The sequence below is a fragment of the Vibrio salilacus genome, from assembly GCF_002811245.1.
Classification (GTDB): domain Bacteria; phylum Pseudomonadota; class Gammaproteobacteria; order Enterobacterales; family Vibrionaceae; genus Vibrio; species Vibrio salilacus.
In genome coordinates, this window is record NZ_NIVQ01000004.1 from 63844 (window position 1) to 76481 (window position 12638).

The 12638-nt window shown below is 42.1% G+C and carries 15 protein-coding genes, 2 tRNA genes and 1 pseudogene; 8 read left to right on the forward strand and 10 right to left on the reverse strand.

Going from position 1 to position 12638, the window contains the following annotated elements; translation table 11 throughout:
• Positions 1-5: 5 nt before the first annotated feature.
• On the reverse strand, positions 6-230 hold the full coding sequence (locus tag CDZ87_RS03945; protein ID WP_038174640.1) for a hypothetical protein: 225 nt from the start codon (positions 228-230) through the stop codon (positions 6-8).
• Positions 231-611: 381 nt separating this feature from the next.
• On the opposite strand from CDZ87_RS03945, the pseudogene CDZ87_RS03950 reads away from it, so the two are divergent.
• From CDZ87_RS03950 to CDZ87_RS03960, 3 genes and pseudogenes are all read left to right on the forward strand, one after another.
• Positions 612-777 (forward strand): annotated as a pseudogene (locus CDZ87_RS03950) (response regulator); the annotation flags it as partial.
• Positions 778-942: 165 nt separating this feature from the next.
• The gene (locus CDZ87_RS03955) at positions 943-1749 is read left to right on the forward strand and encodes a hypothetical protein (RefSeq protein ID WP_100752272.1); all 807 of its coding nucleotides are present in this window, start codon (positions 943-945) and stop codon (positions 1747-1749) included.
• Between the two features lie 72 nt (positions 1750-1821).
• Positions 1822-2478, forward strand: a complete 657-nt coding sequence (locus CDZ87_RS03960) for a DUF2726 domain-containing protein (protein WP_100752273.1) — start codon at positions 1822-1824, stop codon at positions 2476-2478.
• 1 nt (position 2479) lies between these two features.
• Here the strand turns inward: CDZ87_RS03960 and CDZ87_RS03965 are convergent, their stop codons facing one another.
• Positions 2480-3517: a GGDEF domain-containing protein gene (locus tag CDZ87_RS03965; protein ID WP_100752274.1), complete on the reverse strand. Its 1038-nt coding sequence runs from the start codon at positions 3515-3517 to the stop codon at positions 2480-2482.
• Between the two features lie 398 nt (positions 3518-3915).
• Between CDZ87_RS03965 and CDZ87_RS03970 the strand changes: the two genes are divergently transcribed.
• Positions 3916-4395 (forward strand): LabA-like NYN domain-containing protein, encoded by a 480-nt coding sequence (locus CDZ87_RS03970; protein WP_100752411.1) that lies wholly within the window; start codon positions 3916-3918, stop codon positions 4393-4395.
• Here the strand turns inward: CDZ87_RS03970 and CDZ87_RS03975 are convergent.
• Positions 4378-4578 (reverse strand): DUF2986 domain-containing protein, encoded by a 201-nt coding sequence (locus tag CDZ87_RS03975; RefSeq protein WP_100752275.1) that lies wholly within the window; start codon positions 4576-4578, stop codon positions 4378-4380. The two genes, CDZ87_RS03970 and CDZ87_RS03975, sit on opposite strands and share 18 nt — an antisense overlap.
• A 167-nt stretch (positions 4579-4745) precedes the next feature.
• On the opposite strand from CDZ87_RS03975, the gene CDZ87_RS03980 reads away from it, so the two are divergent.
• Entirely contained in the window at positions 4746-5369 is a 624-nt protein-coding gene (locus tag CDZ87_RS03980) for a bifunctional 4-hydroxy-2-oxoglutarate aldolase/2-dehydro-3-deoxy-phosphogluconate aldolase (RefSeq protein ID WP_100752276.1), read from the forward strand.
• A gap of 228 nt (positions 5370-5597) precedes the next feature.
• Here the strand turns inward: CDZ87_RS03980 and CDZ87_RS03985 are convergent.
• Both CDZ87_RS03985 and CDZ87_RS03990 read right to left on the reverse strand, forming a co-directional pair.
• Positions 5598-5674, reverse strand: a tRNA-Val gene (locus CDZ87_RS03985).
• A gap of 47 nt (positions 5675-5721) precedes the next feature.
• Positions 5722-5798: transfer RNA gene (locus tag CDZ87_RS03990), tRNA-Val, on the reverse strand.
• Between the two features lie 443 nt (positions 5799-6241).
• Here CDZ87_RS03990 and CDZ87_RS03995 point away from each other — a divergent pair.
• Positions 6242-7102: a DNA ligase gene (locus CDZ87_RS03995; RefSeq protein WP_100752277.1), complete on the forward strand. Its 861-nt coding sequence runs from the start codon at positions 6242-6244 to the stop codon at positions 7100-7102.
• A gap of 25 nt (positions 7103-7127) precedes the next feature.
• Here CDZ87_RS03995 and CDZ87_RS04000 read toward each other — a convergent pair whose 3' ends face one another.
• Positions 7128-8498 carry an MATE family efflux transporter gene (locus tag CDZ87_RS04000; protein WP_100752278.1) on the reverse strand — a complete coding sequence of 457 codons (1371 nt, stop codon included), beginning with the start codon at positions 8496-8498 and terminating at the stop codon, positions 7128-7130.
• Positions 8499-8626: 128 nt separating this feature from the next.
• On the opposite strand from CDZ87_RS04000, the gene CDZ87_RS04005 reads away from it, so the two are divergent.
• Entirely contained in the window at positions 8627-9259 is a 633-nt protein-coding gene (locus tag CDZ87_RS04005; protein WP_100752279.1) for a riboflavin synthase subunit alpha, read from the forward strand.
• Here the strand turns inward: CDZ87_RS04005 and CDZ87_RS04010 are convergent.
• Both CDZ87_RS04010 and CDZ87_RS04015 read right to left on the reverse strand, forming a co-directional pair.
• Positions 9256-9459 carry a CPXCG motif-containing cysteine-rich protein gene (locus tag CDZ87_RS04010; protein WP_100752280.1) on the reverse strand — a complete coding sequence of 68 codons (204 nt, stop codon included), beginning with the start codon at positions 9457-9459 and terminating at the stop codon, positions 9256-9258. The genes CDZ87_RS04005 and CDZ87_RS04010 overlap by 4 nt on opposite strands.
• 254 nt (positions 9460-9713) lie before the next feature.
• Positions 9714-10580, reverse strand: a complete 867-nt coding sequence (locus tag CDZ87_RS04015) for a fructosamine kinase family protein (RefSeq protein WP_100752281.1) — start codon at positions 10578-10580, stop codon at positions 9714-9716.
• Positions 10581-10929: 349 nt separating this feature from the next.
• Between CDZ87_RS04015 and CDZ87_RS04020 the strand changes: the two genes are divergently transcribed.
• Complete coding sequence (locus CDZ87_RS04020) at positions 10930-11274, forward strand: DUF3802 family protein (RefSeq protein WP_100752282.1); 345 nt, start codon at positions 10930-10932, stop codon at positions 11272-11274.
• Positions 11275-11291: 17 nt separating this feature from the next.
• Here the strand turns inward: CDZ87_RS04020 and CDZ87_RS04025 are convergent, their stop codons facing one another.
• Positions 11292-11807, reverse strand: a complete 516-nt coding sequence (locus CDZ87_RS04025; protein WP_100752283.1) for an NlpC/P60 family protein — start codon at positions 11805-11807, stop codon at positions 11292-11294.
• Between the two features lie 22 nt (positions 11808-11829).
• Complete coding sequence (locus CDZ87_RS04030) at positions 11830-12618, reverse strand: sterol desaturase family protein (protein ID WP_100752284.1); 789 nt, start codon at positions 12616-12618, stop codon at positions 11830-11832.
• Between the last annotated feature and the right edge of the window lie 20 nt (positions 12619-12638).

Sequence of the window (12638 nt, forward strand, 5' to 3'; positions counted from 1 at the left end):
AATGATCATTTGTTGTCCATACAGACAAACTCGGCGCGCCAGAATAAGCGGTTTGATTCGTGCATATTGCTGAGTACTTCTTGGCCTGACATCTGTGGAAAAGCGCGCATGACAACAAGGTCGTCGCTTCCATTTGGTTTTTCATAAGCTCTGACGTGGGTAAATGTACTGGCTAAGTTGTTTGACAGCATATTTTTCGACAAACAAATACCAAAAACGTCACGTTTCATTGTCTTCCCTCCTGACATTTGTTCAGTCGACTTTTATGTTTTTTTATTGTTAAGTCCGACTGGTCGTGTATCAACGCGCACTCTATGTGTGCCTAATAATTATACAACTAAACGGGTGATTTAGTACGAAAAACAACCGACATTTAATTTGACTCAGTTCACATTAAATAGTGGAGTTAAGGGTAATTTTGTTATTAGCAATGATTGTAATCGTATATTTTTGCCCTTTGCTCGGGCTTTTTTAGTAATCAAAGAGAGCGCTAATACCTTGTAGACTTCATAGTTTGTCCTGAGACTACTCGGTTGCTTGTTAGCAGGGTGTTATTCTGGCGCGCAAATAAGGGAAGAGTATAAACAGGAGCAGTTAATGAGCACGAAAGCTTGACCGCCGATGAAGCGGGAGAAAAGCTTGGAGCAAGCCGAACGGCGGCAAGACGTTATTGAAGAGTACTTAATGCATGGTCAATTAGAAGTAGAAGCAGATCTTAGTTATGGTAGTGTAGGTCGCCCTGAACGCACCTATCGAAAATTCGTTTACAGTCCATAACGAACGATAGAAGACTGGACGATTGTGCAAAGCGCTCCTACATTATTAAGTGAACGATCAGTAATATAATTGTGTATGAGATTAAATGACGCTAAACAATCATCGCTGCTTGATTGTGCAATGTTTTAGTTGGACAAACTGAGTAGATAGCTAAAAGGAAAGTAAATGAAACTTTGGAGCATACTTCTTAGTCTTGTCGCGATGCATAGCTTTGCTAAAGATTCATTGACATTAACCCTCGCCTCTCAACTTGATAATGGCCATGCTTTCTACCATGAATTACTTTATCAAGCACTAACTCGTGAAGGGTATTTAGTTAAAATTATTGTTCCGAGTGAACATATACCACAAAAGAGAGTTGTCAAAATGGTGAAACGTGATCAACTCAGTTTAACTTGGTTGATCGCGACACCGGAGCGTGACGCTGAGTATCCATCCATTAACGTAGCATTAACTAATGGATTGATTGGTAAGCGTGTGCTACTGATTCCACCCGGCCTGCAAAGTCAATTTGACCAAATCGATAGCCTTCAAACTTTGAGGGATTCCAAATTAGTTGCAGGTCTTGGCATCAATTGGTTTGATGTTGATGTATGGAACTTCAATTCATTGCCTGTTTATCAGCAAGATGGCGAGTGGCGCTCGTTATATTGGCATTTGACCGAAAAAGGGCCGGTGAATTACTTTCCTCGTGGACTAAACGAAATCGGTCTTGAAGCGGCGCAAAATCCCCATTTATCAATTGAAAAGCACCTTTTGCTTGTTTATCAGCGTGACTTTAAATTTTATTTGTCTCCTCAAATGGCCAAGTATAAGCCCGTTTTAGAGCAAGCATTGCTGCGTGCTCAGCAAGACGGATTGATTGATGAATTGGTTGATAAATATTGGGGGGAGAGTTTTAAAACACTGCAACCAGAGCAGCGAATTGTGATAAATCTCGCTCAACCCTCTCCGGCCTCTCAAAAAAATTAACTTACGCTTGCTGTCTGGGTGTAAACTCGAATAATTGATGTATGTAATTCATTTAAGGTCAGTTTTAGCCTAATGGAAAGTGTTTTTATTGTCGTTGGTATTTTGGTCATTTTTTTCGTGGTAGTGCAAAAGCGTTTTTTGAAGCAAGATGAGCTAAAGGATAACCAATATAAAAGAAAGGGGCCGTTACTTAATGCAAAAGAATCAGCCTTTTATAACGCTTTGATTACTGCTGTGGGGCATCACGGTGTGGTTATGAGCAAAGTAAATATGGCCAATGTATTAGCACCTGTTTCAACAGAAAAAAAACAATGGTTTATCGCTAATAACCGAATTTCTAAAAGCTACTTTGATTATGTGGTCTGTGACCCAAGAACCATGGAAGTACGTGTTGCCATTGAACTCGACAATGGTAAAGAACTCGATAAAGGCAAGCTTGAGCGTCAAAAGTTATTACTGCATGTGTGTAAATCAGCAAATATCCCATTGATTGGTACCAATATCAAACACAGCTACCAAGTAGGGCGGTTGCGTCGTCTATTGGCCGCGCATATTGACTTGATCGAGCCTGATAAAGAGGTACGTTTCTGTAAACGCTGTGGCAGTCCTATGACGATTAAAATAGCGTATCAGGGAGAGCATAAAGGAAGGCGTTTCTTTACTTGTAGTCGACAGCCGCATTGTACGTATACCGAAAATTACAATGTCGTATTTGAAGACGATGACTAACTTAAGAGAAACGAACGACAGCAGATTGGCTGCATACCATGACTTGGTTGCGGCCATTTTTTTTGGCTCGATAGAGTTCTTTATCGGCTTCTTTTAATACCGATTCAAGATTCGCGTAATGGTCGCATTGGTAAACACCAATACTTGCCGTAAGTGATATAGGGGCATGCACACTATTGAATGATGATTTCTCAATGGCATCGCGAATGCTTTCAGCTTTTTCCTGAGCTTTTGTAACATCGCAGTTATGTAGTGCAATGCAAAACTCTTCTCCGCCAATTCGATACACCAAATGTTCATCACTCAGTGAGTCAATGAGTGCGGCGGTTTCAGTCAAGACCTTGTCACCGACGTCGTGCCCATGTTCGTCATTCACTGCTTTGAAGTAGTCTAAATCGAGGATAAGTAGGGACAAAGGTAGCTTACGGCTCTCTTTGCGATAACGTTCAAAGTTGTGCATTAGAGCATGCCGATTATAGACACCTGTCAATGCGTCTCTGGAGGCGAGTTGACCTAATGAAGATTCTGATAAACGTCGCTTAACTTCAATAATATGCGCGATGACCCAAATAGCGACGAACGAGAAAATGAAGTTTCCAACAAGTGGTAGATAGTAGTTAAGTTCGTTAGAAAAAAACAGGCTTGCGATGATACTCATTTGCAGAGTAAAACCAAAAAATGTCGCGATAAAACCAAAACGACGCCCTAAAAGAAGGTAGAACACCGCAGGAAATAAGCAGGCCCACATGATGACTCCAAATTCAATTGGTAGCATGGCAGTGGTGAGATAAGTGACAATGATTAAGCTATAAACGTATAAAGAAACCGTGAACTTAGAGGTGTTACCTTTAAATGCATAATGGGCGATGAAAACAGAAAATAAACCGAAAAGTGCCAGGAGGAGGTTAATACCATTGAGTCGGTTCTCGGCAAGGTTATAGATTGTGAGCGCGAGCGCTAAGCAGGCTAATAAAGTACTGAGCCAAAACAGCACTGCACGTCGTAATTGACGTGAAGGATTGAAAATGTCTAGCTCCATCCGTGTCGCCTTGGTTAGATTGAAGAATATATGCTCAAGCTTGAATATCGACTCATATTATGCTTTTTCCAGATGGAATCAAGTATATAAATGAACGAGTGTCACACTATGAGAATAAAATAGTAAGAAATCAACCGTTTTTCGCGGCGCGGATTAAAAAAGCTAATGAAATGGCCTGGGCATGTGTTGCAAAGCCGACAAAGTGTAATGTCTGGACATTGAGTCGCTAGTCCGATAACTGTATTGAGTTATAGTGATTAGAATCTGTTATCGCCCTTTGTATATGTATAGCCATTTTAGTCTTAAACGTTATTTTCCATCCTAATACAGTAATTAACTGTCAAGCGGTTCAATCGTTGTTAGAATAGCTTGTTATGTTACTCAGCTATGGGTTTACGATGGAAAAAGTCGCAATTTTTGTCGATGTGCAGAACATCTACTACACCACTCGAGACAAGTATCGAGCTAACTTTGACTACAATCAGTTTTGGTATGTGGCAACGACAGATGTCGAAGTGGTGGAAGCAAACGCCTATGCGATTGCGTCTCAAGCACCTAAACAACGTCAGTTTCATCATATTCTTCGGGGGATCGGGTTTAACGTCAAACTTAAGCCCTATATCCAAAGACAAGATGGCAGTGCGAAAGGTGATTGGGATGTCGGCATCGCGCTTGATGTTTTTGAGTCAGCAGCCACGGTAGATCGAATCATTTTGCTTTCAGGTGACGGTGACTTTGAGCTGCTGGTAGAAAGGGTCCAGCAGCGTTTTGGCGTCAAAGTTGATGTTTATTCTGTACCAGGATTAACGGCTCAAACCCTGATTGATGTGTGTGACCGATTTGTACCGATCGAAGAAGAGTTATTGCTCAGAAGGTAGTGTCTGTTGCGCATTTTGCGTGACAGGGGTATCAACGTCACTCTGCTCAATCGCTTGATCTGCTTCGTTTTTTTCGCGTTCTGCTTTTGAAATGTAGCGCGGTTTATTGCTCTTATGCAGTTTGGCGTTTTGCTTTTTTAGTTTAGATTTTAAGATGCTATTGATCTTTTTCTTGCGGTTCATGATTTAGTCCAAAGCGAATCCATCGCGAATAGTATCAGAAAAAAATCAACCAAACACCTGATTCTCTTCAATGGTTGTAGCTACGATGTGAACAGTCAATTCGGTTATCGATATAACAACAGTCTGAGTGGTATGTGTAGCTGCAACTAGCATTTAAGGAAAAAGCGATGAAAGATCTCAATAAACAACTGGCAGACATTAAAGTAGTTCCTGTGATTGCTATTAAAGATGCGAGTAAAGCGGTGAAGCTTGCACAAGTGCTGATTGAAAATGGCCTCCCATGTGCAGAAGTCACCTTCCGAACCGAAGATGCCGCGCTTGCGATCCAATACATGCGTGAAGCTTGTCCCGATATGTTGATTGGAGCAGGGACAGTATTAACCAGTGCGCAAGTTGATGAAGCGATTAAGGCTGGCGTAGACTTTATTGTTAGCCCTGGTTTCAATCCAACGATAGTGAAGTATTGTCAGCAACGTAATGTGCCCATTGTTCCTGGTGTAAACAACCCGAGTCTCGTTGAGCAAGCAATGGAGATGGGTCTCAGTACGCTAAAATTCTTCCCTGCAGAGCCATCAGGTGGCGTTGCAATGTTAAAAGCACTGTCAGCGGTTTACCCAGTGCGGTTCATGCCAACAGGTGGCGTGAGCCCTAGCAATGTGAAAGATTACCTATCCGTTCCTTCAGTCTTAGCGTGTGGTGGTACCTGGATGGTTCCTGGCGATTTGATTGACAATCAGCAATGGGATGAACTGGGGAGCCTGGTACGTAAGGTTGCTGATATTATTAGCTGATGAGACGTGTTGTCGAGCCCATCTTAATGGAGACAGGGTCACCGATTTTGATGCTTGAATCGATGGAGCTTAATCAAGAAGTATGGAACTGTCGGGAAGTGCAATCATCAAAGTGCTGAACAAAGTTACGAGGCGAGATATAACTGTAACTCAGTGTGTGATTTTATAATAAAAAACAAAGCCCGCTAAGAAGCGAGCTTTGTTTTTTTGTTCACAAGGAACTAAATTTGGTGGGTCCGACCAGATTCGAACTGGTGACCCCTACCATGTCAAGGTAGTACTCTAACCAACTGAGCTACGGACCCAAATTTTGTTCAGTACATTTCTAACTTAATAAAAATGCTTTAAGGAGTGGTGGGTCCGACCAGATTCGAACTGGTGACCCCTACCATGTCAAGGTAGTACTCTAACCAACTGAGCTACGGACCCATTCCCTAAGAACGAGATGGATGTTACCGAGAGTTATTGATTCGTGCAAGTGCATTTTTATCGATTTAAACTCGTTTGCTCTATATCTAGGCGAATTGTTGGCAATTCAATCGCTGATGGTTAGAAAATGTGCTTTAAATCACGAACATATCGAGTGAGACCCATTCACTATCGGCCTCGTCCATCAAACATCATGATGATAGTTTTAGTCATAATGCTCAAGTTCATATTCTCAATTTGATACATTCGCTTTCTCAAATTGAAACAAGAGTTCTGGTGATCTTGACGTATTCACGCGAGCGTTACGGGCATGCAATGAAATCGGCTTGTAAGATGATGATGAAAGACATCAAGTTAAACGAGGTTTTACGACTATTTGACTAGAGAATTCAACACAGTCATGAATAACTAGGGTCATTATTGGCTTATTGGGACAACAAGCGATGCAAATGCGCCTAACTTGTATTGCGCTGGCCATCACGGCCTTTAGCGCGCAGTCAAACACTGAAAATATTTATCCGTTACAGAAGATCAACGTCACTCTTGCGAAAGAATACTCGACGGCGGCAGTACTTTCTCAATATTGGGTGAGTGAAAAACTTGATGGTATCAGGGCGATTTGGGATGGAAGCAGCCTAAAAACTCGCGGAGGTAAAGAGATTTATGCACCTAGTTGGTTCACCGCAGCCTTACCTAGTTTCCCAGTAGAAGGGGAGTTGTGGGCGGGAAGGGGTCAATTTACTCAAGTTCATACTACTGTATTGGACCACAACCCGAGTGAGGCCGCGTGGCAAACGATACGCTTAATGTTATTTGATTTACCCAATAGTGTTGGCAGTTATCAACAACGTTATGCAAAACTGAGTCAATACATTGAGGAAAATTTAGAACCACACATTGATGTCATAGAGCAAAATGCTATTGCTACGGAGTCTGAGTTATTGGCAAAACTTGCTTCAGTAACCGCAGAGGGAGGAGAGGGATTAATGCTGCGCCATATCGAAAATGCATATCAAGGTGGACGTAGTGATGATCTTTTGAAGTTAAAGCAATATCAAGATGCAGAAGCGATCGTGGTGGGCTACAAGACAGGAACAGGCAAATACAAAAATCAAGTCGGCTCACTGTTAGTTAAGATCGCATCTGGACTTGAATTTTATATCGGCAGTGGGCTTTCTGATGCACAAAGGCAAGAACCACCGCCGCTTGGCTCTTCCATTACATTTCGCTATAACGGTCTAACGAGTAACGGGATTCCAAGATTTGCCCGTTACATTCGTCAACGTAATAGCAGTGAAAATTAAAAAAGGCCAGACAACTGGCCTTCTTCTATTTACTTGCTAAAGCGAGTTGTTGATCCTCGCTTTGGGTATGCAGCCATTTTAAACGCAAACCCAACAGTAAAGCGGCTGAGGATAAACCAATAATAAATCCAATCCAGAAACCATGTGCCCCCATAGGTTTGACGATCCAGTCTGTCATGGCTAATACATAGCCAAGCGGTAAGCCTAAAACCCAATAAGCGACAAAGGTACGGTTAAAGATAGCAGCCATGTCTTTATAACCGCGCAGAGCACCAGCAGCAACAACTTGAATCGCGTCGGTCACTTGATAAACCGCAGCAAGAACGAGCAGTTGCATTGCCAGTTCGATAACCGCGCGGTTGTCAGTATAAAGCAGTGATACTTGTTCGCGGAATAACAAGGTCAATAGTGCCGTGAAAAGAGACAAGGCGACCGCAACAAAGAGACCAACACGTGAGGCAACCGTTGCACCATACACATTTGACTCACCCAATCGATGACCAACCCGAATGCTGGTCGCTGCGCCAATACTCATTGGCAGCATAAACACCATAGTCGAGAAATTGATCGCCACTTGGTGCGATGCAACAACCAGCGGCCCTAATGGAGCCACTAATAAAGCAACAACTGCAAACAAAGTAACCTCGAAAAACAGCGCTGCCGCGACAGGAAAGCCGAGCTTGAACAGGCGGATTTGCGCTTTCAATTCTGGCTTATATAGCTGTTGAAATACGTTCACTTTTGCTAAGCGTGGAGAGGTCAATACATAGAACAATAACAGCGCAAACATAATCCAATAGACAATCGCGGTTGCAACGCCACAACCCACACCACCTAGTTCGGGCGCACCAAACTTACCATAGACAAACATCCAGTTAAGAGGGATGTTGAGGAGCAGACCGATAAAGCCAATGATCATGGCTGGCTTGGTCAATGACATACCGTCGGTAAGGCTTCGTAGAGTTTGGAAGAGTAAAAATGCTGGAACCGCATAGATCACCGCATCCATATAACCGATGGTCTTAGCGCCCATTAGAGCGTCTACATCCATCAGGTTAAGAATATTCTCTGTCTGCATTAAAACCAGGCACGTTGGCACAGAAAGAAACAGTGCCATCGCAATACCTTGCTGAATTTCAAACGGGACTTTTTGTTGTCTACCCGCACCATTGAGCTGTGCCACGACAGGGACCAGGGCCATTAGCATGCCAATCCCAAATAAAATCGTAGGCAACCAAATACTGGATGCAATAGAGACAGCGGCCATATCAGTAGCACTGACGCCACCGGCCATCACAGTATCGACAAAACTCATACCAGTTTGGGCCACTGACGCAATTAAGACTGGAGTGGCGAGCTTTATCAGTTGATTTGCTTCGTGTTTATAATATTGCAAGTAGATAACTCCAGCTACAAGGAAAACTAAAGCGCTTTGAACGAGCGGTTAGTAAGAAGAAAGATGTTGTGTCGGATAATAAAGAAATGCCACACTAAACACCATTAAAAACTGATGGAAAAAAGAGAATGTTCACTGGCATAGTGCAAGGTATGGCTGAAGTGGTCGCCATAGATAAAAAAGATAAATTTCAAACGCATACACTTTATATAAGTGATGAAATGAAACAAGGCCTAATGATTGGCGCTTCAGTCGCTCACAACGGGTGTTGCTTAACCGTCACACAGATTAACGGTAATCACGTCGACTTTGATTTGATGCAAGCGACACTCGAATTGACTAACCTTGGCGGTATTAACGTTGGCGATAAAATCAATATTGAGCGCGCCGCCAAGTTTGGTGATGAAATTGGTGGTCATTCGATGTCGGGTCATATTTCGCTGATGGGTGAGATTACACAAATCATCGATACACCCAATAACTGCACAATTTGGTTTGAGATACCGAAACAGATGATCAAATACGTGTTAGTCAAAGGCTATATTGGCTTGGATGGTTGTTCGTTAACGATTGGTGAGGTGAGAGACAATCAGTTTTGTGTCCATCTTATTCCTGAAACCTTAACCCGGACATTGTTCAAAGAGCGTAATGTTGGTGATATGGTCAACGTTGAGTTCGATCCGCAAACCCAAGCAATTGTGGATACGGTTGAGCGCGTTTTAGAGGCCCGCGCTCACGAATCGCCTTTAACGATTAATTAAAAGATCTGTTCGTCATCAGCATCGATAACTAATTCGATGGTATCTCTTTGTTCGTCAACATTCATACTCAAGTGAATGGCATGACAGCAAGCAGGGCAGTCATCATAAAAGTTTTGGCTACCATTGGATGCATCTAGCGTGATGCCAATTGAATGGCCACAGTGAGGGCACGACACCATTCTTTCTGTGTAGTTTTTCATAATTCTGTCCTCTACATCTTTACCAAAAATTACGTCAAGTCCAATAGCTACATTTGTAGTGGTCAACCAAAATTGGCTTGTCGTAATAATAGTAAGGCTAAAAGTTTGTGTTAGACATGAATTAAGTATAAACCTTGATTAAGGTGGTGAAATGGAAGCTTACCTTAACCTAGCATCACCTTTACAACTAAAATTAGTTGACAGGCCCCATGTAAAAAAATGTAAACTTATGTTAAATAAAGAAATATTCAAAATTAAAAGCAAAGTATTCGTTTAATCATTTGGTCGGCTTTCTCTAGGTAATGTCCGCCGAATTGATTATAATGATTGAGCAAATGATAGAGATTATAGATGTCTTTGCGTTCAGCGTAACTAATGTCGAGCGGAAAAAGGCTTTCATAACCTTGATAAAATTCGGGCTGAAATCCTTCAAATAACTCTGTCATGGCTAGATCGCACTCTCGATCCCCCCAGTAACAAGCTGGATCGTAGCAAACCGGACCAACGACTGAGTTAGCGACATTGCCGTGCCATAAATCACCATGCAACAGGGATGGTTTGGGTTGGTGGCTAGCTAACTTTTCGTGGATCAATTGGGTAAATTCATCGATATCGATAAGATTGACGCCTTTTTCCCGCATTAATTGTAATTGCCAACCAATCCGTTGCTCGGCGAAGAAGCGAGACCACTTCTTTTCCCACTTATTCGGTTGGAGTGTTGACCCAATGTAGTTGTCTTGATCAAAACCATACTCTTTCTGTTCACTCCACATATGTAAACGTGCCAGTTGTTGACCAAATGCGTAGCTATTTTTATTATCATCCAGTGGCTTAGTGGGTAAGAAATTGAGGATAATAAAAGCGTGTTGTTTCGACGTGCCAGTCATAATCAGTTCAGGAACAAACACCGTGTTACTTTCACGTAGAATACGAATGTTCTCTGCTTCGATTTCAAATTTGTGGATAAAGTCACGCTGGTTTACTTTAACGAAATAGCGCTGTTGACCATCTGAGATCATATAGCAATCGCTAATATCTCCCCCGTTGACTTTCTCTTTTTCGTTGATCTGGAAAGTGAACAGCAGAGTGTCAGAAAGCTGTTTTGCAATAGCTTGCCACATAATTCATTCCATCATTAGATTACAATATTCTTAGTCTAGATGATCGTAGGGCAAGATAATGGCTACTAGTGCAAAAAATTCAATCGTTTAACTGAAACAAAAAGTTATACATTTAAAGTGTGACTTGAGTCGCTGGTTATTGGCTAAAATGCTCTATTATTCGAATCAGATTGATAAAATTTTGGTAATTTCAAACTTTTGGTTGGAAGTTGTGTTAGCTTTTGTAAGTAGAATCTGACTCAAATTGTCGAATAAATCAGCAACCATAACTGGTTAGGTTGTGTAACGTCCTTGATATGTCTTAGTATTAAAGGTGTAACTCTACGTATGTATTAAATGGAGATAAACTGTGGTTGTTGAAACCGATGGTTACCTAGCTCTTATTGAGCACTTAGCTTTTAACTTAGATGTATTTGCTCGTGAAGATAGTGATATAGGAGCAGAGAGCGTTGAAGATGTTGTGACTGATATGGTTGCGAGTAATATCATGGCCATTTTTGAGCAAAATCCTGAACTTCATTCTAGTGTTCGTTTTCAGTTATTAAAAGAAGCGGATTCAGTAGTAGAAGATCTTAGTGAAGTGTTGGCTGGGGTTTGGGGTAAACCGGCTACCAATGAGCAGATCCTCTTTTTGGATGAATATATTGCGCTCGTTAAAAACTTATTCGACTCTGCCGTCGCGACATACGATTAGTTGGTATATGAGCGGCCTTAGTGGGGTTCAAACGAGAAACTGACTCGCCTCATGTGCCAGTATTTAGACGCCCAGTAAGGGTTGTCTAACTTTGAAATAATGATCCCTTTAGAGGTTGATGCGTGCATAAATTGCTTATTGCCCATATACACGCCAACATGACGTACTTTGGGCGAGGTTTTAAAAAAGACCAAATCGCCTACGCTTGCCTGTTGATATGAGATCTCGCGTCCGATCTTGACTTGTTCTAGGGTTGTTCTTGGTATTTGATAACCCATTGCCTGTTGATAGGCTGTTTGCACAAACGCCGAACAATCCACGCCATTAAGTGAGTTGCCACCCAATCGGTATGGAACGCCCTGCCAAACGTTATATACCGCCATCAACGAGCGCTTCAATTGTTTCTCTTGTTTAGATAAGGATATTATGTGTTGCGGAGTGAACTCAACATTCGGGTGAGAGCTGCATCCGATTAACGCAGAGCACAATAGCAAAGCTTTGAACTGGCTCGCACAAGATAACCACTGACTCATTAATCCCTTCCATGAAATCTAACTAGCGATTGCGAAATGGTTGCGACAGCATGCTATCCAACCGCTGTTCCTTAGCACTTTGAAAGAGTGGAATACCAATTTTAACCTGTTGGTGGCCAAGCTTAGGTTGGGCACGATAAGTGTGAAATAAACGGTCCCAAATCGACAGGAAAAAACCAAAGTTAGAATGGGTTTCTTGTCTAATCACAGAATGATGAACACGATGCATATCTGGGGTGACGATGATTTTACGCAGTATTTTATCCAGTTTTAGCGGTAAGTAGCCATTACTATGATTGAACATAGCGCTTACATTCAACACGATTTCGAAGACAATAATGGCCAGTGGCGAAATACCTAGCATTAACGTACAGGCGATTTTAATCCACATTGACAAGAGAATCTCTAGTGGGTGAAAGCGAGTACCTGTTGTGACGTCAATATCTTGATCGGCGTGGTGCATTCGATGTAGACGCCATAGCCAAGGCACACGATGAAAAACTAAGTGTTGGAGGTATATAACAAAATCTAAGATGATGACGGCCGCGAAAATCTCTACGATAGCGGGCAACTGCCATTGATTAAATAACCCTAGCTGATGTTGCTCTGCATAATGGGCCATCCCTAACGCGACAATCGGCATGAGCAAGCTTAAACAGATCGAATTGAAGCCAATCAATCCTAAATTATTGAGCCAACGATAAGCTTTATTTTGCGTCAACACTTTGCGCGGTATTTTCCATTCCCACACCGCACATAAAGCCAGTGTGGTGATAAAAAAGCCTAAACGAATCAGTTCGGCATCTTGCATTATAATATCCTTGCAACGTG

Bases quoted from the DNA above. Each gene is read 5' to 3' on its own strand.
- CDZ87_RS03945 (WP_038174640.1), bottom strand. From the start codon at position 230: ATGAAACGTGACGTTTTTGGTATTTGTTTGTCGAAAAATATGCTGTCA.
- CDZ87_RS03955 (WP_100752272.1), top strand. From the start codon at position 943: ATGAAACTTTGGAGCATACTTCTTAGTCTTGTCGCGATGCATAGCTTT.
- CDZ87_RS03960 (WP_100752273.1), top strand. From the start codon at position 1,822: ATGGAAAGTGTTTTTATTGTCGTTGGTATTTTGGTCATTTTTTTCGTG.
- CDZ87_RS03965 (WP_100752274.1), bottom strand. From the start codon at position 3,517: ATGGAGCTAGACATTTTCAATCCTTCACGTCAATTACGACGTGCAGTG.
- CDZ87_RS03970 (WP_100752411.1), top strand. From the start codon at position 3,916: ATGGAAAAAGTCGCAATTTTTGTCGATGTGCAGAACATCTACTACACC.
- CDZ87_RS03975 (WP_100752275.1), bottom strand. From the start codon at position 4,578: ATGAACCGCAAGAAAAAGATCAATAGCATCTTAAAATCTAAACTAAAA.
- CDZ87_RS03980 (WP_100752276.1), top strand. From the start codon at position 4,746: ATGAAAGATCTCAATAAACAACTGGCAGACATTAAAGTAGTTCCTGTG.
- CDZ87_RS03995 (WP_100752277.1), top strand. From the start codon at position 6,242: ATGCAAATGCGCCTAACTTGTATTGCGCTGGCCATCACGGCCTTTAGC.
- CDZ87_RS04005 (WP_100752279.1), top strand. From the start codon at position 8,627: ATGTTCACTGGCATAGTGCAAGGTATGGCTGAAGTGGTCGCCATAGAT.
- CDZ87_RS04010 (WP_100752280.1), bottom strand. From the start codon at position 9,459: ATGAAAAACTACACAGAAAGAATGGTGTCGTGCCCTCACTGTGGCCAT.
- CDZ87_RS04015 (WP_100752281.1), bottom strand. From the start codon at position 10,580: ATGTGGCAAGCTATTGCAAAACAGCTTTCTGACACTCTGCTGTTCACT.
- CDZ87_RS04025 (WP_100752283.1), bottom strand. From the start codon at position 11,807: ATGAGTCAGTGGTTATCTTGTGCGAGCCAGTTCAAAGCTTTGCTATTG.
- CDZ87_RS04030 (WP_100752284.1), bottom strand. From the start codon at position 12,618: ATGCAAGATGCCGAACTGATTCGTTTAGGCTTTTTTATCACCACACTG.